The 24,133-nt window shown below is 66.2% G+C and carries 16 protein-coding genes; 6 read left to right on the forward strand and 10 right to left on the reverse strand.

What is annotated here, in order from left to right:
- Positions 1 to 67: 67 nt before the first annotated feature.
- Positions 68 to 3,115, reverse strand: a complete 3,048-nt coding sequence (locus ACW18B_RS11285; RefSeq protein WP_492047144.1) for a TonB-dependent receptor domain-containing protein — start codon at positions 3,113 to 3,115, stop codon at positions 68 to 70.
- 189 nt (positions 3,116 to 3,304) lie between these two features.
- Here ACW18B_RS11285 and ACW18B_RS11290 point away from each other — a divergent pair, with 189 nt between their 5' ends.
- Positions 3,305 to 4,021 carry a TetR/AcrR family transcriptional regulator gene (locus tag ACW18B_RS11290; RefSeq protein ID WP_492047145.1) on the forward strand — a complete coding sequence of 239 codons (717 nt, stop codon included), beginning with the start codon at positions 3,305 to 3,307 and terminating at the stop codon, positions 4,019 to 4,021.
- Here ACW18B_RS11290 and ACW18B_RS11295 read toward each other — a convergent pair.
- Positions 4,002 to 5,261 (reverse strand): spinster family MFS transporter, encoded by a 1,260-nt coding sequence (locus ACW18B_RS11295; protein ID WP_492051687.1) that lies wholly within the window; start codon positions 5,259 to 5,261, stop codon positions 4,002 to 4,004. The genes ACW18B_RS11290 and ACW18B_RS11295 overlap by 20 nt on opposite strands.
- A 283-nt stretch (positions 5,262 to 5,544) precedes the next feature.
- Between ACW18B_RS11295 and ACW18B_RS11300 the strand changes: the two genes are divergently transcribed.
- From ACW18B_RS11300 to ACW18B_RS11320, 5 genes are all read left to right on the forward strand, one after another.
- Positions 5,545 to 7,197, forward strand: coding sequence for a carboxylesterase/lipase family protein (locus ACW18B_RS11300; RefSeq protein ID WP_492047146.1), 1,653 nt, complete (start codon positions 5,545 to 5,547; stop codon positions 7,195 to 7,197).
- 11 nt (positions 7,198 to 7,208) lie between these two features.
- Positions 7,209 to 8,777 (forward strand): AMP-binding protein, encoded by a 1,569-nt coding sequence (locus ACW18B_RS11305; protein ID WP_492047147.1) that lies wholly within the window; start codon positions 7,209 to 7,211, stop codon positions 8,775 to 8,777.
- A 115-nt stretch (positions 8,778 to 8,892) separates the two neighbouring features.
- Positions 8,893 to 9,786 (forward strand): SDR family NAD(P)-dependent oxidoreductase, encoded by an 894-nt coding sequence (locus tag ACW18B_RS11310; protein ID WP_492047148.1) that lies wholly within the window; start codon positions 8,893 to 8,895, stop codon positions 9,784 to 9,786.
- Positions 9,786 to 10,958: an acetyl-CoA C-acyltransferase gene (locus ACW18B_RS11315; protein WP_492047149.1), complete on the forward strand. Its 1,173-nt coding sequence runs from the start codon at positions 9,786 to 9,788 to the stop codon at positions 10,956 to 10,958. The genes ACW18B_RS11310 and ACW18B_RS11315 overlap by 1 nt, the downstream gene beginning before the upstream one ends.
- Positions 10,959 to 11,026: 68 nt before the next feature.
- Positions 11,027 to 12,502 (forward strand): DUF3089 domain-containing protein, encoded by a 1,476-nt coding sequence (locus ACW18B_RS11320; protein ID WP_492047150.1) that lies wholly within the window; start codon positions 11,027 to 11,029, stop codon positions 12,500 to 12,502.
- 48 nt (positions 12,503 to 12,550) lie between these two features.
- Here the strand turns inward: ACW18B_RS11320 and ACW18B_RS11325 are convergent, their stop codons facing one another.
- The 8 genes from ACW18B_RS11325 to ACW18B_RS11360 form a co-directional block, all read right to left on the reverse strand.
- On the reverse strand, positions 12,551 to 13,780 hold the full coding sequence (locus ACW18B_RS11325) for an SDR family oxidoreductase (RefSeq protein ID WP_492047151.1): 1,230 nt from the start codon (positions 13,778 to 13,780) through the stop codon (positions 12,551 to 12,553).
- The gene (locus ACW18B_RS11330; protein ID WP_492047152.1) at positions 13,744 to 14,616 is read right to left on the reverse strand and encodes a hypothetical protein; all 873 of its coding nucleotides are present in this window, start codon (positions 14,614 to 14,616) and stop codon (positions 13,744 to 13,746) included. The genes ACW18B_RS11325 and ACW18B_RS11330 overlap by 37 nt, the downstream gene beginning before the upstream one ends.
- Entirely contained in the window at positions 14,609 to 15,760 is a 1,152-nt protein-coding gene (locus tag ACW18B_RS11335) for a nucleotide disphospho-sugar-binding domain-containing protein (RefSeq protein WP_492047153.1), read from the reverse strand. The genes ACW18B_RS11330 and ACW18B_RS11335 overlap by 8 nt, the downstream gene beginning before the upstream one ends.
- Before the next feature lie 15 nt (positions 15,761 to 15,775).
- Complete coding sequence (locus ACW18B_RS11340) at positions 15,776 to 16,078, reverse strand: acyl carrier protein (protein ID WP_492047154.1); 303 nt, start codon at positions 16,076 to 16,078, stop codon at positions 15,776 to 15,778.
- Positions 16,075 to 17,145 (reverse strand): sulfotransferase family protein, encoded by a 1,071-nt coding sequence (locus tag ACW18B_RS11345; RefSeq protein ID WP_492047155.1) that lies wholly within the window; start codon positions 17,143 to 17,145, stop codon positions 16,075 to 16,077. Before ACW18B_RS11345 ends, ACW18B_RS11340 begins: the two co-directional genes overlap by 4 nt.
- Positions 17,142 to 18,461, reverse strand: a complete 1,320-nt coding sequence (locus ACW18B_RS11350) for a cytochrome P450 (RefSeq protein ID WP_492047156.1) — start codon at positions 18,459 to 18,461, stop codon at positions 17,142 to 17,144. Before ACW18B_RS11350 ends, ACW18B_RS11345 begins: the two co-directional genes overlap by 4 nt.
- A 543-nt stretch (positions 18,462 to 19,004) precedes the next feature.
- The gene (locus ACW18B_RS11355; RefSeq protein WP_492047157.1) at positions 19,005 to 20,912 is read right to left on the reverse strand and encodes a PhoX family protein; all 1,908 of its coding nucleotides are present in this window, start codon (positions 20,910 to 20,912) and stop codon (positions 19,005 to 19,007) included.
- A 7-nt stretch (positions 20,913 to 20,919) separates the two neighbouring features.
- Complete coding sequence (locus ACW18B_RS11360; RefSeq protein ID WP_492047158.1) at positions 20,920 to 24,048, reverse strand: TonB-dependent receptor; 3,129 nt, start codon at positions 24,046 to 24,048, stop codon at positions 20,920 to 20,922.
- Between the last annotated feature and the right edge of the window lie 85 nt (positions 24,049 to 24,133).

Below are 24,133 nucleotides of genomic sequence, written 5' to 3' on the forward strand. Positions count from 1 at the left end.
GCCGATCCAGGTCGTTGGAAAGAAGAAGGTGAGGACGGCCAGGCCGTCCTCACCAAGGAGAGTAGACCTAGAACGCTTTCTTGACGCCGACCTCGATCGTCCGGCCCAGCGGGTTGCCGGTCCACGGGTCGTAGCCGAACTCTTCCTGAGCCGGCGGCGGGTCGCGGTCGAACATGTTGGCGACCGTAGCGGTCAGAGCCATGTCGCCGTTCAGTTCGACACGATAGGTGAAGTCGGCCGTGATCCACTTCTCGCCGTTTTCGCCATATTGCACACCCGCCCGCTCGTCCTGGACGGCGGAGACGTAGTTGACGCCGAAGCGGAAGTTCTGGCTGCCTAGCTGATAGTTGACGCCCACGTTTGCGCGCCACTTGGGAGCCGCCTGCGCAAAGGTGGCGAAGTTCAGGGTGCCCAGACGGTCGTCGCCCGTGGAGATGACGACGCCGTCCAGGGTGGTGGGGCCGGTGCGAAGCTCGGTCACACGGGTGGCGGTCAGGCTGACGTCGAGATTGCCGGGACCCAGCGGCAGGCCGTAGTTGCTCTGGATGTCGAAACCGTTGGTGGTCTGGCCCGGGCCGTTGCCGTAGCGGGTCGAGACCGCCGAGAAGCTGCCGACGCCGCTCATGCCCACCGCGCAACCGGCGTTGAAGCTGATCCGGGCCAGCAACGGCTGCTTGGCCATATCGCAGGTGGTGATCGTGCCGCCGGCCCCGTTGAACACCAGGCTGGCGATCTGGTTGGGATCGGCGACCTGACCGATCTGGTCCTTGGTGCGGATGTCGAAATAGTCGACGATCAGGCGGAACTTGTGATCCTCGGCCAAGCCCCGGCTCTGCCAGATGGCGCCGAAATTGGCGGTCTTGGCGGTTTCGGGTTTGAGGTCGGCGTCGGTGACGAACTGGGCCGCCAGCCAGTTGCTGGCCGCCACCGTGAAGGTGCGCGCGGCCACCGTGATCGCGCCGGGCGTCACGCCCAGCGGCGGGGTCTGGTAGTTGGTGCCGTACGACCCGCGAAGGGTCAGCGGTCCCCAGACGTTCCACTTGCCCGACACCTTGTAGACCGTCGCGCCCAGGTCGTTGGAGAACCGCTCGCGGCGAGCGGCCAGCTGGAAGTTGAGGTTCGACAGCACAGGAACCTGCAACTCGCCAAACAGCGAATACTGGCTCTGGTCGGCCTGAGCCGGCACGGTGGGGGCGAACAGCACGAAAGGCCCCGGCGCGTCGGGCGTGCAGCCCCGGTAGTTGGGGTCACTGGTCGGCAACGGGTTGGCTTCCAGGTTCGGCGAACCCGGGCCGTTGGCGCTGGTCGTGCCATGCGGCCATTCGCACTGCACTGTTCCATTGTTAGACGTGCTGGAGACGATCTGGCGGCTCTCCAGCGTGCGGTACTGCGCGCCCAGCGCCCAGCCGATCTCGCCGCCGGGCAGCGTGATCCCCGAAGAGCCGTTGAACACCAGGTCGGCGGTGAAGTTGTTGCTCTTGGTCTCGACGGCGCGCGGGTCGAACATCCAGAGGCTCAGATCCTCGGGATTCTCGTGGCCGGCGACGTAGTTTGGGTTGGCCAGGTCCCGGACGGGCTGGCCCTTGAACGCGCTGGAGAACGGGTTCCACCACTGGCACCCGTTCTTGCCGGCGGCGGCGGCGTTCTGGGTGCCAAAGCGGGTGGGGTCCAGATCGACCGCGTGGCAATTGGCGCCGCCAAAGCCGTTCATCGCCTCTTGCAGTCGATAGCCGATAGTGTCGGCGTGGGTATTGTAGTTGTAGGCGTCGTTGTAGGTCAGGGCGAAGTCGTAGCCGACGTCCTTGGCGAACGGCGCCAGGTCGCCGAAGTCGCCGGTCAGCCCGGCCGACACGCGCCAGACCTTGTTGTCGATGCGGTCGGCGACGCCGAAGCCGTCGCCATCCGAATAGTAGGGATTCCCGCCGTGACCGAACAACCGGTAGGTGGTCGGGGTGAAGCCCTGCGCGCCGACAATGCCGTGGGCGGCGGCGAACTCGGCCGCGAACGGATTGGTGATCGGCACATAGAACTGGTTGACAGCGCCGGTCGTTAGGGCTGGACCCCGCGTCACCGGCTGGGCCGGCGATCCCATCACCTGGGGCAGGGTCACGCGGCCATAGGACACATCGGCGTGGAACTTCATGCTGTCGGTGACCTGCGCCTTGATCTGGGCGTAGAGCCGATAGGTGTCCTGGTTTTCGACCAGCCGATAATAGGGGATGTAGTTGTAGGCGCAGGTATAGGCGTTGTCGTACCGGCCGCCGACCGCCGCGCAGCTGGCGGGGGTGAAATCGGAGACGAGACCGCCCAGGGGCGCGCCCCATTCGCCGACATCGGTGGCGGTGGGAACGGCGGGCAGGGCGCCGCGCGGCTGCCAGCCGGTGAGGTTGGTCAGGGTGGACCACGGAGCGGGATTGTAGCCGGTCCCCGGTGTCAGCGAGGCCTTGGTGAAGTCGCGCTCCATCGTGTTCAGGCGCGAGCGATGCTCATATTCGGCCGACACTAGCAGATTGACCCGGTCCTCGCCGATCCCCGCCATGGCGCCGACAGAATAGTCGCCCTTGGAGCCGTCGATATATTTGTACTGGGCCTGGGTTTGCAGGCCGACGAAATGGTCCTGGGTGATGAAGTTGACCACCCCGCCGGTGGCGTCGGCGCCGTAGATGACGGCCGCGCCGTCCTTCAGAATCTCGGTCCGCGCCAGGGCCATTGACGGCACGTTGGCGGTGTTCTGGTTCATCCGCCGACCATTCAGCAGGACCAGCGTCTTGTCCGCGCCGAGGCCGCGCAGATTGTAGTTCACCGAGCCCACCAGGGCGGGGCCGCCGAAATAGTACGACTCGCCGGTCGTGGGCCCCGAGATCGTCAGGCTCTTGGCGAACTCCAGCGCCGTGGGCGAGCCCTGCTTTTCGAGCGTCGCCTGCGAATAGACCTCGACCGGAAGGGCGGCGTCCAGCGCCGAGCCCCGGATGTTGGAGCCTGTGACGACGATTTCCTCGACCTGGGTGGTCGGATCCGCCGGACGCCTGGAGTCTTGACTCCAGGCCGGTTGCGCGAGGCCGGCGACCCCGATCAGAAGCGCTAGGCGCGATGCACTGCTAAGCCCGATTTTCATGTTGGTTGCCTCCCCGCTGAACGAGTCTCTTAACGCTCATTCTCACAAGAGTGAGTGTTGCATCGTCGCTCACGCAGCGTCAATGATCATTGTTCTGCGGCGGACCCTTCATGGTCGTAGGTTCGGGACGATTGACAGGACGGCGCCGGACGGGGACTACCCAAGGGAGACAGACTGGAGGAAAGCCGATTGGCAGACGCTAGAAGAAGCCCCTCGAAGCCCGGGGCGGGGAAGGCGGTCGGAGGCGCTGGCGCCAAGCCAGCTGGGCGCACCAAGGCCGAACAGCGCGCCGAAAGTCTCGAGCAGATCCTGGACGCGGCGGAGTATCTGTTTTCGCAGAACGGCCTTTACGGTGTGACGCTGCGGGACGTGGCCGTGCGCGTCGGCATCCACACCACGCTGCTGAACTACTATTTCAAGGACAAGGTGAACCTGTTCGAGGCCGTATTCGCGCGCCGCGCCGGCGTGACGGCGGGGCGTCGGATGGTCGCGCTTGAGAAATACGCGGACGAGGCCGGGGCGACGCCGACGGTCGAGGGCGCTCTGCACGCCTTTCTCGATACCGACCTGGACCTCTATTACGAGGGCGGTGAGCACTGGATGAACTACGCCGCCTTCTGCGCTCGCGTCAGCAACACGCCGGAAGGCGCGGCGCTGATGGACGAGCACTTCGATCCCGTCGTTTTAAAGCTGGTCGGCATCCTAAAGCGCGCTTTGCCCGACTATGCGGACGAGGAAATCTTTTGGGGCTACCACTTCGTCAGCGGGGCCCTGATGAACACCCTGGCGCGGACGGGCCGCATCGACCGGCTGTCGAGCGGCGTCTGCCACTCCGACGACTTTCCGGCCGTCAAGAAGCGGATCGCCAAGTTCATGGCCGCGGGCTTCATCGCCCTGAGAGCGTAAGGTCCGCGGCGCCCTGGGGCTTGCCAGTCTCGGCGCGCGCGAAAATGCGCGCCAGCCACAGGAAAAGCCCCACCGCCAGGAGATAGAACGGGATCAGGGTGTAGAGCGCGATCTGCAGCGAATTGTGCGGATGGCTGGCCCGGAAGAAGTCGCTGGCGGCGCCGACATAGGTCGGACCCAGCCCCAACCCGATGAAGTTCATGACCAGCAGCAACAGCGCGCCGGCCATCACCCGTTGATCGGGTCGCACCTCCTGCTGAACCAGCGCCACCGACGAAGACAGGTAGAAATAGTTCAGGAAGGTCGGGCCGATCAGAAACGCCAGGGCCAGGGGCCAGGTCGGAGCCCACACGAAGCCGATATAGAACGGAATGGCCAGGGTCAGCGAGATGGCCGGCGCCAGGGCGTAGGCGGTCTTGGACCGCCGGGTGAAGCGGTCGATCACCCGGCCGGAGACGAAGATCCCTGCGCTCATGCCGACCCCCACCACCAGGGCATACCAGAGCGCGACCTCCGAAAGGGTCATGCCCTTTTCGCGCATCAGGAACAGGGTGGCGAAGTTGCCCAGGCCGTAGGTGACAAATTGAGTCGCACCGCTGCCGAGCGCCGCCAGCACCAGCGTGGGGCGAGAGAAGAACATCACCAGGGTCGACCAGAAGCCGGTCTTCTGGAGGACGGGCCCGGCGTCGATCGGATCCATGCCGCCGCGGGGCGGTTCGCGCACCACCAGCGGCAGGACGACCGCGGCCAGGACGCCTACGACGCCCAGCACCACGAACGCGTAGCGCCAGTTGAAGGCCGCCGCGATCGCCGCGCCAAAAGCGATGCCCAGCGCCGCACCCACCGGCGGGCCCAGATTATAGACGCTCAACGCCGTGCCACGCTGTCCGGGCGGAAAATAATCGCAGATGATCGCGTAGGACGGCGGAACGCCGCCGGCCTCGCCAAAGCCCACCGTCATGCGCGAAATGGCAAATTGTGTGTAGTTGGCCGACAGGCCGCAGGCGGCGGTCGCCGCGCTCCAGATCCCGCAGGCCACGGACAGGACAGCGACGCGATTGGTGCGGTCGGCCAGCCATCCCACTGGGATGGCGATGAAGCAGTAGAAGAGCGCGAAATAGAAGCCGCCGATCAGGCCCAGCTGGCCATCGGTGACGTGCAAGGTGTCTTGGATCGGCTTGGCCAGGATCGACATCAGCTGTCGGTCGAGAAAATTCAGGACATACACGAACCACAGCATCGCCAGGACGATCCAGGCGCGAGGGGCGGCTGTTCGAGAGAGGCCGAGGTCGCGAGGCGCGCGCGCCTCGGCGCGTTGCGCCGCTGAAACGGTGTCCAAAGCTTCCTCCCGGCCATTTTGCGCTAGTCTAGCGTGGCTTTCCCCGATCATGCCGCCCATTAACGGCCACCGTCAATTATATTCACACTCATGAGAGTGAGTGTTGACGGGGCCCCAGATTCTCGCCACGTTCGCGCCAAGCGCCGACGACGAATAAGCGGCGTGGGCTTGGGGAGCGGGCGTCATGAGGCTGAGTTTTTCACGTCGCCCCAGGCTCGGCTCCCTGGCGGCTTGCGCTCTGGCCCTGGCCCCGGCCGCAGCGAGGGCGGAGCAGCCCGTTGTTCGTGCGCCGGTCGGCGCTGTTCGGGGCGTCGACCTGAATGGCCTTCAGGTCTTCAAGGGCATTCCCTACGCCGCGCCGCCCGTGGGCGAGCGCCGCTGGAAGCCGCCGGCAGATGCAACGCCCTGGAGCGGCGTTCGCGACGCGGCTGAGTTTGGCCCGGCCTGCTATCAGCCCAAGCCGCGCCCCGGCAGCCTCTACGCCGATCCGCTGGCGGCGATGAGCGAGGACTGCTTGTCCCTGAACGTTTGGGCGCCCGCGAAGATCAAAAAGGCCCCTGTCCTGGTCTGGATCCACGGCGGCTCGCTGACCTCCGGCTCCAGCAGCGAAGGGATGTACGACGGCGCCGCCCTGGCCAAGCGCGGTGTGGTGGTCGTGTCGATCAACTACCGCCTGGGCGTGCTGGGCTATCTGGCCCACCCCGAACTCAGCGCGGAGTCGCCCGACCATGTCTCGGGCAATTATGGCCTGCTGGACCAGATCGCGGCCCTGCGCTGGGTGAAGCGCAACATCGCCGCCTTCGGGGGCGATCCGGCCAATGTCACGATCGCAGGGGAGTCGGCGGGCGGCCTCAGCGTCATGTATCTGATGGCCTCGCCGCCAGCGCGCGGGCTGTTCGCCAAGGCGATCGCCCAGAGCGCCTACATGATCTCGACGCCCGACCTGCGCGAGACGCGGTTCGGACATACGCCGGCCGAGGCGATCGGCGTCGCCACGGCCGCCAAGCTGAACGCCCGGGGCCTGGCCGACCTGCGGGCCATGGACGCCGAGACCCTGACGACCGCTGCCCTGATGGCCGGCTTCCAGACCTTCGGCGCGGTCGACGGCAAGGTCCTGCCGGGTCAGCTCGTCGATGTGTTCAATCGCGGCGAGCAGGCGCGCGTACCGATCCTGGCGGGCTTCAACAGCGGCGAGATCCGTTCGCTGAGGATACTGGCCCCGCCGCCGCCGGCCGACGCGACGACCTACGAAGCCGAGATCCGCGCCCGCTACGGCGACCTGGCCGGCGACTATCTGAAGCTCTATCCTTCGAACGACCTGGCCGAGAGCGTGCTGCTGGCCCCGCGCGACGCCCTCTATGGCTGGACCGCGGAGCGGCTGGTCGCCAAGCAGACGGCCGTCGGCGCGCAGGGTTATCTCTATTTCTTCGACCACGGCTATCCGGCGGCGGACGCCGCAGGGCTGCACGCCTTCCACGCCAGCGAGATCCCCTACGTCTTCGGGACGGCCGCCCTGACGCCGCCGGCCTGGCCGAAGGTTCCGGCGACGGCCGTCGAGGAGACTCTCTCTGCGGCGATGATCGATTACTGGACGTCGTTCGCCCGCGACGGCGCGCCCCGCGCGGCGGGCCAGGCCGAGTGGCGGCCCTACGGCGCCGAGCGGGCCTATATGGCGTTTGTCGAAGGTCCCCGGGCCGCCGTCCATCTGCAACCGGGCATGTACGAACTGAACGAAGCGGTCATGTGCCGCCGCCGCGCCCAGGGCGACATCCCATGGAATTGGAACGTCGGCGTCGTGTCGCCGCCGCTTCCCGCTAGAGCGGCCCAGTGCCGGTGATTGAAGGGCCTATGATCGACGGTGAAATGCAGGCGTTCGCGTTGACGCTCGACAAGTTCCTGATCCACGCCGCCAAGTGGCGGCCGAATGCGGAGGTGGTCACCGCGCGGGACGGCGGCGGGACCGATCGCGTCGGCTATGCGGCGCTGATGGCCCGCAGCCTGCGGGTGTCGGCCGTGCTCCAGGGCCTGGGCGTGAAGACGGGCGACCGCATCGCCACCCTGGCCTGGAACACCCAGGCCCATGTCGAGGTCTGGTACGCCATCATGGGCATGGGGGCGGTGTGCCACACGCTTAATCCCCGCCTGACGGCCGACCATCTGGCGGCGATGATCGTCCAGTCACGGGCGCGCGTGCTGATCGTCGCCGCCGACCTGGCGCCGCTGGCGGAGCAAATCCTGGACCGCGCGCCCTCGGTCGAGCGGCTGCTGGTCATCGACGACGAAGGGGAGGCGACGTCGCACGACCGGCTCGAACCGCTGATCGCCGCGGCGGACGACGGCGCGGTCTGGGGCGACTTCGACGAGACCGCGCCCAGCGGCCTGTGCTTCACCTCGGGCACCACCGGCGCGCCCAAGGGCGTGACCTACACCCATCGCTCCAGCTTCCTGCACACGCTGCGCATCCTGCAGGTCGATGTGATGGCGATTTCGGGCCAGGACTGCGTCCTGGCCGTGGTGCCGATGTTCCACGCCAACGCCTGGGGCCTGCCGTTCGCGGCGCCGGCCGTCGGGGCCAAGCTGGTCCTGCCGGGCCGGCACGCCGACGGCGCCAGCCTCGCGCGCCTGATCGCCGACGAGGGCGTGACCGTGGGTGTCGGCGTGCCCACGGTTTGGCTGGGCTTGGTGGAGCACCTGGAAGAGAAGGGCGGTGAGCTGCCTTCCCTTCGGCGCGTCATCGTGGGCGGGGCGCCGATGGCGCCGGCCCTGATGAAGCGCATCGAGCGGCGGCTGGGCGTCACGGTTCAGACCAGCTGGGGCATGACCGAGCTGTCGCCCTCCGGCACCGTGGCGGGCCTGAGTGATCCGTCCCGCGCGGCCTTGTCCGGGCGTCCGGCAGTGGGGGTGGACCTGATGCTGACCGACGCGGACGGCGCGCCTCTGCCAGAGCAGCGCGACGTCGAGGGCCACTTGCGGGTGCGCGGCGCGGCGGTGGTGCAGCGCTATTTCGGCCATGACGCGCCGGCCACCGACGCCGCCGGCTGGTTCCCCACGGGCGATCTGGCGCGCATCGATATCGACGGCAACCTGATGATCACCGGCCGCGCCAAGGACCTGATCAAGTCGGGCGGCGAATGGATCAACCCCGCCGAGATCGAGGCGGTGATCGGCGCGCTGCCGGAGGTTTCCCTGGCCGCGGTGATCGGCCGCTCCGACGCCAAGTGGGGCGAGCGGCCCATCCTGCTTGTCGAGATGCAGGGGGCGGGCGAGGTCAGCGACGAGGCGCTGCTGGCGCCGCTGCGCGGCCGCGTGGCGTCGTGGTGGATCCCCGACGCGGTCTATCGCCTGGCGCGCATGCCCCTGGCTGCGACCGGCAAGATCGACAAAATTCGCCTGAGATCAGAGTTCGGCGGCGACTGATACTTGTCGTCGCCGGCCCCGATCAGGATTTTGCCGACAAGGTTGTTCACTCGTTAAATAGTGAATTTAAGGGGCGAGCTGTTGCTCGCGAACTTTTTAAGGAAGGGGAGGCTCGATGTCACTGAACCGACGGGTTGCGATCATCACCGGGGCGGGCGGCGGACTGGGCCGCGCCCATGCGCTGTATCTCGCCCGCCAAGGCGCGCGGGTGGTCGTCAACGACCTGACCCAGGAGGCCGCTGATCGCGTGGTCGCCGAGATCGCCGCGCAGGGCGGTGAGGCCATCGGCCTGGCGGCCTCGGTCACCGACGAGGCGGCCGTCGCGGCGATGGTGCGCAAGGTCATGGAGCGCTGGGGTCAGATCGACATCCTGGTCAGCAACGCCGGCGTCTTGCGCGACAGGAGCTTCGCCAAGATGAGCCTCGACGACTTCCGCCTGGTGGTCGACGTCCACCTGATGGGGGCGGCGGTCTGCGCCAAGGCGGTGTGGGACATCATGCGCGCGCAACGCCATGGCCGCATCGTGATGACCACCTCGTCGTCGGGCCTGTACGGAAACTTCGGCCAGGCCAACTATGGCGCCGCCAAGATGGCTCTGGTCGGTCTGATGCAGACCCTGGCCATCGAGGGCGAGAACTACGGCGTCCGCGTCAACTGTCTGGCCCCGACGGCCGCGACCGGCATGACCGAGGGCGTGCTCTCCCAAGCGAGCCTGGAGCGGCTGGATCCCAGCTTCGTCAGCCCTGGCCTGTTGGCGCTGGTCGGCCAGGACGCTCCGACGCGGACGATCCTGTGCGCCGGCGCCGGCCACTTCGCGACCGCCAATGTCACGCTCACCGAAGGGCGCTATGTCGGCGGCGGGCGCGATGCGGGCGAGCAGGTCATTGGCCAGTGGGACGGGATCACCGAGCGGGCCGGCGAGATCGTCCCGGCCTACGGCTTCACTCAGGCCGAACGCGAGCTGGCCAGCGCCGGCCTGATCGAGACTGTCATGGCAGGGCGGGGCTGATGCGGGAGGCCCTCATCGTCTCCACGGCGCGCACGCCGATCGGACGCGCCTATCGCGGGGCCTTCAACGCCACGCCGTCGCCGACCCTGGCGGCCCACGCCCTGACGGCCGCCGTCGCGCGGGCCGGGATCGCGCCGGACGAGATCGAGGACTGCCTTCTGGGCTGCTCCCTGCCCCAGGGCGTGCAGCAGACCATCGGCCGCATGGCGGCGCTTCGGGCGGGCTTCCCGGCGACCGTGCCGGGCATGACCCTGGACCGGCAGTGCTCGTCGGGCCTGATGACCATCGCCACGGCGGCCAAACAGGTCATCGTCGATCGCATGGACGTCATCGTGGCCGGCGGGGTGGAGTCGATCTCGCTGGTCCAGACGCCTGAGCTTCGCGTCGATCAGGATCCCGAGCTCGTGGCGCTGTGTCACGACGCCTACATGCCGATGCTGGACACCGCCGAGGTGGTGGCCGCCCGCTACGGCGTCACCCGTGAGGACTGTGACGTCTACGCCCTGGCCTCGCAGTATCGCGCCGCCGTCGCTCAAGCCACGGGACGCTTCGACGCCGAGATCGTGCCGGTGACCGCGACCATGAAGGTGGTCGACAAGCTCACCCAGTCCGTCGACCTGCGGACCGTGACGCTTGAGCGCGACGAGGGCGTGCGTCCCGACACCACATTCGAGGGCCTGACCGCGCTGAAGGCCGTGCGGCCCGGCGGCGTGGTCACGGCGGGCAACGCCAGCCAGCTCTCGGACGGCGCCGCGGCCTGCGTGGTTATGGAGGCCAGCGTGGCGGCTCGGCGCGGCCTGCAGCCACTGGGTCGCTATGTTGGCATGGCCGTCGCCGGCGTGGAGCCCGACGAGATGGGCATCGGCCCGGTCTTCGCCATTCCGCGACTGCTGGAGCGGTTCGACCTCTCGATCGACGACATCGGCCTTTGGGAGCTGAACGAGGCTTTCGCCTGCCAGGTTCTCTATTGCCGCGACCGCCTGGGCCTTCCGGACGAGCGTCTGAACGTCAACGGCGGCGCGATCGCCATGGGCCACCCCTACGGCATGTCGGGCGCCCGCCTGGTCGGCCACGCCCTGTTGGAGGGCAGGCGCCGGGGCGTGCGCCACGTCGTCGTCACCATGTGTGTCGGCGGCGGCATGGGCGCCGCGGGACTGTTCGAAGTGCTGTGAAACAAAGGGCGCGGCGGCGGCGTCCGTTTGCAAAAGTGTGACATCACGTTCGCTCAGGGAGACGCGTCATGAAGGCCTGGTTCAAATACCTCGCGGGGATGCTCGGCTTGAGCGTCCTCGCCCTTCATGGTCTCGCCGCCACCCAGGCGCCGGACCCGACGGTCCAGCACCCGGACTACGCCCAGCCGGCCCTGTGGCTATGCCGGCCCGATCTGGAGGATAACCGTTGCAAGGTCGATCTGGACGCCACGGTCATCGCGCCCAGCGGGAAGATGACGGTCCAGCGCCATGTCGCCGCCAAGGCCCCGAAGGTCGACTGCTTCTTTGTCTATCCGACCGTCTCGAACGATCCCGGCTGGATCTCGGACTTCTCGCCCGACGCAGCCGAGTGGGACGACATCAAGGTGCAGTTCGCGCGGTTCGGATCGGTCTGCCGCCCGTTCGCGCCGCTCTATCGGCAGGGAACCCTCCGCAGGCTCCGGGCTCCGGGAGGCGGTCCAGCGCCCGTCGGACCACAGCCGCCCGCCGGCTTCGGCGGGTTCTCGGACGTGGTCGACGCTTGGAAGTGGTACATGGCGCACGAGAACCAGGGCCGCGGGGTCGTGCTGATCGGCCACAGCCAGGGCGGCGCGATGATCGCCCGACTGATCGCTCAGGAGATCGACGGCAAGCCGGTTCAGAAGCAACTGATCTCGGCCCTCATCCTGGGCGCTCCCGTGATGGTTCCGCCGGGCAAGGACGTTGGCGGTTCGTTCCAGTCGATCCCGCTCTGCCGCGCCGACACCCAGATCGGCTGCGTGATCAGCTATGCGACCTTCCGCGACCGTCTGCCGCCACCGGTCAATTCCCGCTTCGGCCGCGCGCGAGACGGCCTGCGCGTGGCGTGCGTCAATCCGGCGAATCTGGCCGGCGGGGTGGGCCAGCCTGTGTCCTACTTCATGACCAGGGGTTTCCTGAACGGCTCGGGCGGGGACATCCAGCCTGATTGGGTGCGGCCGGCCCGACCGATCGGCACCTATTTTGTCACGACGCCGGGGCTTGTCTCGACCCAGTGCGTCCAGAGCGGCGAGTTCGACTACTTGGCCCTGCACGTGAACGCTGTCCCCGCAGACCCCCGCACGGACGAACTTGGCGGTCAGATCATCCGGCGCTGGGGGGCAGACCTGTCATGGGGTCTGCACTTGCTCGACGTCGATCATTCCATCGGCACTCTGATCCGAACCGTTGGCCGGCAGGCCGAGACCTACCTAGCTGCGGATCAAAACCTGAGTGCGGTTCTGTTCGTCATCAAGTTTCACCAGGCTGGCCATGTCACAATCGAAGCGACATTGCCCCCTTCGCGCGCCGGAACGAGAGCATTGGCGGACCATCTGAGGCCGCTAATGTTGCCTCAAACCGCGGGGCGGGGCGCGACAGCTCACGCCTCTGCCCGCGCAGTATATGGGCCTTGTGACGTAGAAGACGTCACCATGGCCAAGGTCAGCGGTGAAGCAGAGTCTGCCTTGGTCGATAAGGCTTGGCTGACGATCATGCCGCAGCATTAGGCGGCTCTTGTGAGAGGCCGGTTGTGGGCGGTCAGATCGGCGACCGCGTTACGGCTTGGCTGAATTTCGCCGGACCATCGCATCGACATAGGTCCCGATCAGTCGCCGGTCGAGCGGGGGGCAGGTCAGGCCGACCGGCGCAAGCACACTGCGCAGACACGAGGCGTCAAACTGCATGGTCTGGATGTTGGGCTTTGGGTTTCGCGCCGGATCCAGGATGGAGCCCAACACCAGCGGCATGAACTCCCGATGGGCGGCGAGCATGCCTCGAAGCGCGCTATGCCAGGCCGCGAACGGCACGAGTTCCATCGCCTGGCCGTTGTCTTCAATCCCCTGGACGAGCTCCCGCCAGGTAATCGGGGTTTCTGTGATGATGTGGAAATGGCGGTTGGCGGCGGCCGACGCCAGAACGACCTGCGCCATCGCCGCCGCGGCGAAGTCGACGGGCGTGATATGCATCAGGAAGTCGACGTCCTGCGCCTTGCCCATCGCCAGGCAGGCTCGCACGTTCAACGTCACCACGTCGTCGGGTTTGCTTTGTCCTGACCGGGTGTCGCCCCATAGATATCCAAGCCGATGGATGGTGACGTTCCATCCCCGCGCGCGGGCTGCGTCGCCAACGCGTTCTGCGATCCACTTGGACGCCGGATAGCCGCCAACGAAGCCTTCCCCCTCACCGATAAGAGCGTCTTCGGCGACATGGCTGACCCCTTTGTACGACGCCTCGTTGAAGACCGAGTACGAGGATGAGAGGTGCAGCGGTTTGGGGCGGGTCGCGGCCGCAAGGCGCAACAGGTTGACCGGGCCGTCGACATTGATGGGCAGAAGGTTATCCAGCGGCGCGATGAAGTTCACATTGGCGGCTGCGTCGACAATGGCGTCGAGGTCAGCGGCCAGCTTCGTCCACGCGGGGTCATCCAGGCCAAGGCGGGGCTGGTCTACCGCGCCCGTCACCACCTCCACCCGACCAAGGTCTGCCTGCAGATGATAGCGAGCGAGGTTGGCCTTAATGCGTGCAAGCCCGGCCGCCGCGTCGCTCGCCCGCACCAGGCACACCAAGGTGGCGTCCGAGCGGTCCAGCAAGGCCGCCAGAAGGTACGCGCCAAGATAGCCGGTCGCGCCCGTCAGCAGGATGCGCGCCGGGCGCTCGGCGATCACGCCAGCCGCTGGGTCCTTCAGATCATCAGGCAGTTGCACATGGCTGAGGAGACAGGTCTTCGACATCGGGGCCTCACGATCCTTCACGTGCGCAGCCTTGCCGCGTTCCAGTTCAACCACTGCTCGGGCCGACGTCGCAGAAGGTCCTCGATGTGACCGGCCATGATCTCGACGGTCTCGGCTTGGCTATGGATTGCGCGGTCCAGGACGGGGCGCGGCGTCACCCGCAGGGCGTCGTCTTCCCATTCATGGATGAAAGGCGCGATCGGGATCCCCATGCCGTGTATCCTCGACATCAGGGCGGTCTTGACGCCGAGGCCCGCGCTGACGCCGTCGAGCGCGCGGACCCCGGGTGTTCCGGGTCGGTGGGGGCCATCGGGCAGGATCAGCAACCTCCTGATCGAGCCATCTTTCAATCCCCTTGCGAGCTGGCGCAGTCCGGCGGGATCGGTGCTGATCACCTCCACGGTGTCCAGGACCCAGCGGTTGCCGCCCAGGCGCAGCCAACCCATGTTTCGCGCCGCCATCAGCGCGTGCAGCGGGCCATGGTGAAGGTCGCGCCAGGCCGCGCCGATCAACGAACAGACCAGGGGAAAAGCGGCCATGTGGAAGACCGTGCTCACCACCTGCGAGCGCGATTCCAAGGGCTCGAGCGCCGCACGCACTTGGGCGTAGGCGTGCGGCAAGCGTTCACGCACGGCGGCGAAATCCCACGTGTTGGCCCCGATCGTCGCCGGCAGATACAGTTGCCACAAGGCCATGGGGGCTAGGGCAGCCTGCAATCTTTCCTCCGACACGGCCAAATGCGAGGCCATGGCCTGGGCGCCTTCGAGGATGAAGCCTGGGACCGCTGCGCCCGTGGCGCCTTGCTGTCGCAACCGCGCGACGTCGATCAGGCTGGCGAAGGTTTCCGCCTCGCGGCGTTGCGCGGGAGAGGGGGGCGGAGGCTCAGCCACGCGGCTGACCGATCAGGGCGAGCATCCTGTTGACCGCAGTGGCGAGGGTCGAGCCTTCGGCGAAGCTGTGCTGGAGACGGGTCGCGGCCGCCACGAACGCTGGCCTGGCGCCGTCGATGGTCACCAACGCCGCCGACAGGCTCTCGGCCGACACGGCGTCTCGCTCGATGACCACGGCCGCGCCCAGGTTGGCCGCCTGCCGGGCGACAAGATGCTGGTCCACCGCCTGCGGTACGACGATCATCGGCACCGCATGGGAAAGCGCCTCTGACACACTGTTCATGCCCCCGTGGGTCACGAAGAGCTGGGCCTGGGCCAGCACGCCAATCTGGTCGACAAACCGATAGGCCTGGACGTGCTCGGGCCAGGACGACGGCGCGGCGGCGGCGTCGCCCAACGAGACGATGACCTGCCAGCCCCTTTGAGCCAAAACCTGGCTGATCCGCAGTAGCAGGGCGTGGTCTTGATTGAAGAGCGTGCCCAGCGACACATAGGCCAGAGGTCGCTGTCCGATCGCCTGGGCGCGGGTTCCGTCGCGAGGACGTGCGTCGACCAGTGGGCCGACGAACAGGTGGCTTTCGTCAAGGAACCGGCCAGCAGGCTGGAAAGCTCGGCTGGTGTAGACGAACTTGAGATCCGCCGCGGGCGCCAACAGGTCAAAATGATCTTGCATGCCCGCGCCATAAGCCAGGTTCAAGCGCTCGAAGGCCGGCTGCGACCAGGCGGCTGGCGGCGGCGCGTTCAGCATCTTGAGCAGCTGGCGATTGAAGGCGAAGGTGGTGATGGAGCAGGCGCTCGGAAGTCCCAGCCTACGGGCGATGACGCCGCCCCAAAAGGCAGAGGCGTCAAATAGCACCAGATCTGGCGCCGGCTTCATTTCGGCCAGGAGCAGCGGCAGCAGTATGTCCGCGACAGCCAGGTTGCGCGCCAGGTGCTCGCTGGAGTCAACCGGGGTGGTGAGCAGGGCTTCACACGCGCCGGGATAGGCCACCAACCGCGCGCCCGCGCTCTCCACCAGGGCCTTGAACGCCGGCAGCGAGTAGTAGTCGACCCGCGCGCCGCGGCGTGTCAGCTCCGCGACAAGAGGCAAGCTCGGCGCGGTGTGGCCGCGCACGGGAAAGCCGAAGAAGGCCAGGTTCGGCATGAACGAACCTTCCGCCTAGAGGCCGACACTGCGTACGCTATTGGCGGCCAGCTCGCGGATGGAGGGGTTGTCCATGATCAATTCGATGTCGGCCTCCACGCCCAGGACCTGATCGAGCTCAAACTTCAGTTCGACAATCTGGAGAGAGTCAATCGCCAGTTCGGCCAGACGAACCGAGGCGTCGATGGGCGCCGCCGGATCGGCCCGCAGCCCCTCTAGGGTGGCCAGCAGGAAGTCTTCCACCAGACGGGCGCGGTGTTGCGGCGGCGAGGCCGCCAGCTGCGCATGGGTCAGCAGTTCGATCACTTGTTCGCTCATGCCAGTCTGTCGCCTTGAGGTTGAAGGGGGGATTGCTGGTGCGTGGCCTGCCCAGGCTGCGAAGGCGCGTCGGCCCCCGCGAGGCCCGCCCCATAGCCGAACCGCTTGAGAAAGGGTGAGAAGGCTTGGCGACGCGCCTCGTAAGCCTCCAGGACATCTGGCTTCAGCCTGCTTTCGCGCGGCGCTGGCGCAGCCGCCGGGGGCGCTAGCTCCATATCGAGAAACCGGCCCATGCGTTCAAAGGCGCCGCCTTGGTCAGCGCACATGTCCTCGTAGCGCAGCGTCAGAATGTTGGCGCGTGGATGGGTCTCAAGCCAGGCGAGGAAGCCGAGATGGGCGCGCACAATACTGTCGGCCAGCCACGAGACACCGGCTGGCGAATGCAGGAAAAGACCCTGGGTCATCCGTCGCTTTGGGTCATCAAGCAGGTCACGATAGCCGCGTTCGAGAAGAAGCAGGTAGGGGTTTGGTCGCAGCACCAGGTCCCGCCAGGCATTGACCTGTGACTGCAGGGTCGCCAGCGGATGGCGCTGGATGGCGATAAAGCGCGCTTGCGGCCAGGTGGAGTCCAGTAGCGGAAGGGCAGCTGGATAATCGGGCGGCGATTTCAGCAGGAGCGGTTGATCTCGGCCATCGATCAGCGCCTTTTTTGCGCAGATATCACGAAGGCGATGCAAGCTGTCGGGCGTGGTGTCAGGCTGGTTGTAGCGAAGCTGGCCGTCGCCGATCACCAGGCCGTATTCCTCGGGCGTGTCGGCGCGCGCGGGGATGGCGTCAATTCCGCGATCGCTGGCAACCCCCGCCAGCATGGCCTCGAAGGCCGCCTTCGCTGCGGTCTTGCGATCCAGCAGATGATCGTGGACGAGCGTTCCGCGGGCGTCGGCGAAGACATCGTAGGCGCTCAGAAAGCGAAAGGCGCCGCTCCGCGCCAATTGGAGATGCAGCCAGGTTGTGCCGGAACGCTGACAGCCGACCAGGAAGACCAACGGGCCAGGATCTTGCGCGTAAGCGCTCAACTGCGCTTGGCCGTCGCGGTCAATGTCAGCGGCCGTCTGTTGCGGCGTCATGCTTGAGCCAACGGTTTTAGGCGAAACAGAACCCTGTCGCGCGGCTGCGTCGTGTAGGCGGCGGATAGGGCTATGGGCGCGTCCGACACCAATTGAAGCTCGAACTTCGCCAGGGTCATGCAGGCGATGGCGCTCATTTCCATCAGCGCCAAACCCCGTCCCAGGCAGGCGCGCATTCCGGTGCCAAAAGCGATGAGTGAGCGCGAGACGATGGGCGGCTGGGCGCCCGGCAGGAAGCGCTCGGGCCGGTATTGATCACTTTGCGGCCAAAGCGCCGGTATGCGGTGCAAGACGTAAGGACTGCAGATCACGCGCGTACCGGCAGGGATCTGCGTGTCGCCGACAACGACATCCCGGCGAGCCACCCGACCCATGAACCAGACCGGCGGGTAGAGGCGCTGGCTCTCGTTGAAGGCCGCGACAACAAAGGGGGGCGCGTCCATCGGCGGCGTTCCCTCCGCGGCGTGGGTTTTGGCCAGAACTTCCGCGCGGGCGCGCGACTGGGCCTGCGGGTGCTTGGCCAGCAGGTAAAGGCCCCAGAACATGCTTTCGCCGGTGGTGACGAAGCCTGCGGCCAGCAGGGTGACGACCTGATCGGCCAGGAAGGCGCGCTTGCGCTCAGGGGTGTAGGCTTGGAAAGTCTGCGTCGCCATCAAGCCGCCCAGGAGGTCATCTGAGGAGGAGGGGCGGGCGAGCCGTTCATCAGCGACCGCAGCCGCCAGGCGATCCATATGCTCAAGGACCCCGGTATGGGCGCTGCGCTGGAAGCGGCTTGCGGGCGCGCTCGCACCCATGCGCTTGACCAGATAGGTGATCCGGACTGTCTCCACGCGCTCAAGATCGCCCAGAGTGCGGAAAAGGTCGTCGGCCAGCGCAGCGTCGGTGATGCCGAGCAGTCCGATGGCGACAACGTCGAAAGCCAGGCGACTGGCCGCCCAGAGCAAGTCGACGGGTTCGTCCGGCGGCAGGGCCGACCAGGTGTCCATCAGGCGGGTCACTCGCTCGCAGATCAGCGGCTCCAACTGGCGGACGCGGCGACGCGTGAACAGGGGGGCGAACATGGCGTGTTGCTCAATCCAACCCTCGCCATCGACCGTGATGATCCCGTCACGCCACGAGACGCGCGGTATTTCCCCCGTCGCCCCCTTCTCGAAATCTTCCAGCTTGCCGTTCATCACCGCGTGGATCGATGCGGGGTCGGACAGGACCAGGAAGGTCTCATCGTTCATCCGAAACCAAGGCTTCGAATTGGAGAGCGCCAGATCCAACAGAAAGTTTTGCGGAGCCTGCGCGAACGCCATCAAGCTGTCGGGCAAGTCGTGGCCCATGGTCTAGCCTTGACCCTTCGGCGGGGCGGCAAGAGCGCCCAACGGGCCATGAGCACTCCGCAAGCCCAGACTCTCTCCAGACCAAGTTGTGGGGCGGCAAAGCACGCGCGGACGAAGGAAAGCCACCCGAGAAAGTCCCACTGCTGCGGCGATCGACTGCGTGAACGCTGTCGGAATCAAGCCGCCATCCGCCCAAAGCGCGACTGATAGGGAACTGCTTAGCGGCTAAGCTGGCGTTGTCGACCCCGGTAACGGCGAAATGCGAAGCGGCGTCGCGAAATTCCGCAATTGAACCCTGGCCAAAAGCGCGCGCCGCGTTCAGCGCCTAAGGTAAAGCGGCCCAAGGGGCTTGGGCCCGACGCTGAGCCGCGCGTTCGATCCCTCTGTCCGTCCAAAATAGTGCGGCTGCGCGGCGCGTCCTGCCTATGAAGGCCGCGTTTTCGAGGTGTGTCAGTGGCGGGTATTGGCGCGTAAGCGACCCTCATAGACTCCGCTCTCAGGCGAACCTTGCAATCGGCGTGCGCCGGTCAATTACGACAGCTTGCCGCCATCCTCGCGCTCGATGGCGATCACGGACGGACGCGGTGGCGCACCCTCCACGAAATCTGGCCAGCGCATCTTTGCCCCTTCCAATGAGGGCGAACGTTCGGCGGGGTGCTGGACCGACAGGAACATCGCCCTGCCATCCCCCGTGAAGGCCGGGCTGCAGCACTCTGCGCCGGACGGGGGGGAGTAGAACAGTCTGGGCCATGCGGTTTGCGCGCCAGAGGTCTGCATCATCCACAATCCATCATGCTGTCTGACCCCCGGTCCGTCCGTGCAGATCCACATGCGGCCGGCGGCGTCGAAGCTCAGATTATCGGGCGCTTCGAACCAATCCTCTGATCCCGCATCGGGGTGGAACCTTGCGCCTGATCCAGGCATGGCGGGGTCGCCACAGAGCGCAAAGACGCTCCAGGTGAAGCGGTCTGCAGCATGGTCTGGGCCGCAGCCGTTGTCGGGTGGGATAAGTTCCAGAATGTGACCGCCAGGGTTGGCGGCCCGGGGATTGGCGGGGTTGGTCGCCTCGGTGCGGTCCTCAACGCCCGTCAGCGCGATATAGACCCGCCCGGTTTTTGGATTGGGTTCATAGCCTTCCGGCGAATCCATCGGCGTGGCGCCGAGAAGATCGGCGGCGCGCCGGGTTTCCAGCAGTACATCGCCCTGGCTGGCGAAGCCGTTGGCCTGCGTCAGCGGACCGGTTCCAAACACTAGCGGCGCCCAATCGAGCGTTCCGTCGGCGGCGAACCGGGCGACGCTCAGGACGCCCTCATCCAGCAGATCGCGATTGGCGGCGCGATCGCGGGGGTTGAAGGCGTCGCGACTGACGAACCGGTAGCAGTATTCATATTCCCAGTCGTCGCCGAGATAGACCACCACCCGGCCATCGGGCGCGACCACGCTATGGGCGCCCTCGTGGGCGAAACGCCCAAGCGCGGTCCGCTTGACCGGCGGTGCGGTCGGGTCGAGGGGGTCGATCTCGACAACCCATTCGAAGCGGTTGGACTCATTGGGCTCGTGGCCCAGGTCAAAGCGCTTGTCGATCCGGCTCCAGCCGTAGCGGCCCTCCGGCTCGAGATCGGTGTAGTAGCCCCGCCTCATGCGCGCGGCGTCAGGATGGCCTCGCCAGTCGCCGCCGAAGAACTCCGCGGAGCCTTCTTCACCCGAAAGCACCGTTCCCCAAGGCGTTACCCCGCCATTGCAGTTGTCATGGGTGCCAAGGACCCGCCGGCCGGTCGGGTCTGCGCGCGTGCGCAGCTTGGGATGGCCGGCTGCGGGACCTGAAATCTGGATCGGCGTGGTGGCGGTGATCCGGCGGTTATAGGGACTATCGATCACCGCCCGCCACGCGCCGTCCACGCGCCGAACCTCAGCGACGCTCAGGCCGCAGGCGGCCATGCAAACCCTCAGCTGCTCGTCGCTGAGGGTTTGGGCGCCATCGCTCGCCGTGACGCCGGGAAACATCAGAAACGGGGTTGGGTACTCGTGATTGACCACCAGCAGGCCGCCATTGGGATCACCTGACGGCAGGGGAAGGATGGCGGTGAAGTCGTTGTTGTAGCCAAATTGCCGCTCCTGCCCGGCGGCGCTCAGGGCTGCGATGTCGAACGGCGAGGCGTCTGACCACAAAGGATCCCCCCAGCGCAGGACCACCGTGCGTTTGAACCCTTCGGGCAAGGCCTCAACCGGACCGATCGAGGGCGAGAGCGGCTTGAAGCCGATGGCGTCGGGAACGACAGCCGCGCGCGATCGTGGCGGGGTCACCCCAACGGCGACTCCCGCCGCCAGCAGGCGCCGCCGGTCGATCAGGTTGGAGATCGGCCCGGCCTCGCCGCGCGGCCGGTTGGACGCCGCGCGTCCCTTGTCATTGTGAACGCGCGACGGCCAGGTCCAGGACATTGGAGCCTCAGAAGCTGTAATTGAGACCAAAGGTCATGGTGCGACCGCTATAGGTGGCCCCTTCCAGATAGCGCGAGCCCTCACCATAGCGTTCGTCGACGATCGGCTTGTCGCCATCATTGAGGATATCGACGGCATTGAAGAACACCTTGGCGCGGCTGTTGAGGGCATAGCGCAACTGGCCGTCCAGAGAGCCGTAGGCCTGCTCGACAATGCGCGTGCCGTAGCTGGAGAACCGTACGGCCTGACGGTCGCGCCAGCCATAGGCCAGCGAGCCTTCCAGGCCATACTTCTGGTAGGTGGCGGCGGCGGTGTAGATCCGTTGCGGCGCGTTGAAGAAGTCTCCCTTGGCGATGTCGTCGACGCCCGGGTCGGCCTTGCTACGCTGCAAGGTGGCGTTGGCGTAGACGCCCAGCCCGCCCCAGACGCCCGGCAACTGCGCGAACTGGCGCACCAGATTTAGCTCTAGGCCATAGACCGTGGCCCGCTTGCCGTTGGCGTAGGTGATGACGTCGTCGATGGTTTTGCCCACCAGGCGAGGATCGTTCTCAAAGCGGGCGCGGTCGGCTTGCGTCTCGCCGGCCACGCCGCTGAAGATGAAGCGGTCGATGCGCTTGTAATAAACCCCGGCCGAGATGATGCCGATCGATCCGAAATAGCGCTCGACGCCAAGGTCGAAATTATAGGCATAGGCCGGCTTCAGACCAGGATTGCCGACCGTAACGTCCACTTCGCCATCGTCCTCCTCAATCTCCGTCGCGCCGGAGATGAACAAAGGCTCGGGGCGGGCGATCGAGGTGAAGATCGCGCCGCGCACCACCAGATCATCGCTGGCGCGATAGTTGACCTGCAGGCGCGGCAGCCAGCTTGTATATTTGGCTATTCCGGTCACGGGCGTGAACTGAGGGTCCTGTCCCTCCAGTTCAACGGCTTCCCAGTTATCCGAGGCGATCCGGGTGTGGTCCAGGCGCAGGCCGCCGATCGCTTCCCAGCGCCCCCAGACGCCCTTGGCCATCAGATAGCCGGCGAAGATGTCCTCGCGGCTCTGATAGCTGTCTTCGTCGCGGGGGATGGCGCCATCTTCGACATAGTCATTCTCAAAGTCGGGATGGGTGTCGACCAGATGTTGTGAATAGGTATTCCAGGCCTTCACCTGGGCGATGTCGAGCGACAGGAAGGCGGGGTAGGGCGCGCCGGTCTTGGAGACGTCGACCAGCGGACCGACACCGAAGGTCTCCAGGGTCAGCGGGCCCTGCAGATCCATGACATTGGCCTCCACCAGCTTTCGCTCTGAGCGCTCGGCCTTGGCGCCAAACTTCACCGACCGCAGCCAGCTGGAGCTTGGCTCATAGGTCACGTCGATGTGGGCGGCCACGCGGGTGTTCTTCTGATCATCGATGTCGATGTCGTTGTAGCCGAGTACATATTGCGAGGGATCGGCCAAGCGCGCCTTGTCAGCGGCCGTCAGATTGGGTTGGGGGAACTTGCCCGAGAAGTCATAGCCAAACAGGTTGCTGTCCAGATCGACCTTGAAGGCGACTTCATTGTCGAAGGGCTCGTTGCGGACGCCGGCCGAATAGCCAAGCCCATAGTCGAGGGTGAAGGCGACGGCGCGGGTTCGGCCGGTCAGAACGTAGGACTGCTGGGTCAGTTCGGTTTCTTCGTACTGGTCGAAGATCTGCGCATTGCCCGCCTCGGTGAGGATCAGCTTGCCGTCGTCGTCATAGTCTTCCGTACCGCCCTCAAAATAGATTTCGCGGCTGAGCTCCTGATCGTAGAGGCGGTTGTAGCTGCCCTTGAAAGTCAGCTCTGTGTTCTCGGAGATGGCCCAGTTCAAGGCGACATTGGCCGAGATGTTTTCGCGCTTGTCTTCATATTGCGCGACGTGGAATTGCAGGGGGGTGACGCCCAGGCTGGGATCATCCTCGATAAAGCTCAGATAGTCTTCGTCATTGTAAAAGACGTAGCCCTTGGTGTTTCGCTTTGAGTACCCGCCCGACACCAGGACCCCGAACTGATCGTGGTCGCCGAACCGCCGCGCCGCCGTGCCCTGAAACATCGGGCTGGTCTTGCCGGCAAGGTCGTGATGGAAGCCGCTGATTGTCAGATCCAGCACCGGCTTGGCGAAATCGAAAGCCGTGGCCGTCTCCAGTACGACCGCGCCGCCGATGCCATCGGCGTCCTGGTCGGGCAGCAGGGTCTTGTGCACGGTGATCGAGGACAGGGCGGCGGTCTGGATCATGTCCAGCGGCACCCGACGACTGGCCTTCTCCGGCTGGGCGGCGTTCATGCCGTTGATCTGGGTGTTGTTGAGGCCGCTGTCCAAGCCGCGGATCGAGACATAGCGGCCCTCGCCGGCGACCACTTCGCGCTGCACCGAAACACCGGGCATGCGGCGCAAGGCTTCTGCGGCGTTGAGATCAGGGAAGCGGCCAGCCTGGTCAGCGGCCACGATATTGCTGAGATTGTCGGCGTTGCGCTGGCGGCTGAGCGCGCGGGCCTGGGCGGCGCGCTGGCCTGTGACGACCAGCTCGGAAATTTGAGCTGCGCCCATCACGGAAACGCGCAGCGGGTTTTCCCCTGGCGCAATCTCGATGGTCTCATTGTGGTCTGGCAAGCCGAGATACTGAAAGGTCAGGGTATGGGCGCCGGAAGGCAGGGCGCCGAAGCGGTAGCGACCCTCGGAGTCGGTGACGGCGGTCTGGCCTGTCTCATCGATGCGCACCAGCACGCCAGACAGCGGGGCCTGGCCGTCGATCTGACGCACCGATCCAGAAATCTGGCCAATACCCTGCCGCTTTGCCGCCACCAGGCCGATCGTGCGGCCATTGTCGCTGTCGATGACAAGCGGCGCGCCCGCCAAGAGCAGGTTCAAAGCCTTGCGGGTCGTATATCGGCCTTGCAGCGACTTGCTGGTTCGACCTTCGATCGCGTCATAGGGAAACAGGATCTGCACGCCAGCCTGACGCGAGAAGGCGTTGAGCGCCGAAGCCAGGCCTTGGGCGGGAATATCGAAGGTGTTTTCAGCCGCCGCAATCTCGGTGGCTTGGGCCCAGGCGGCGGGCGCTGAGAAGGCGCAGGTGGTCGCAAGCAGCGCCGCCATCAGGCGGGCGCTCGAAGAACGCTTGAAGGGCATTGGGTCGCTCCGGTCAGCCGCTCAACCCCCGAATGGGCAGGCTGCGCCATAGAGACGCTTGAGCTTTGGCCAAGCTCTATGCCGA

This window comes from Caulobacter sp. FV2ps19 (assembly GCF_058681035.1).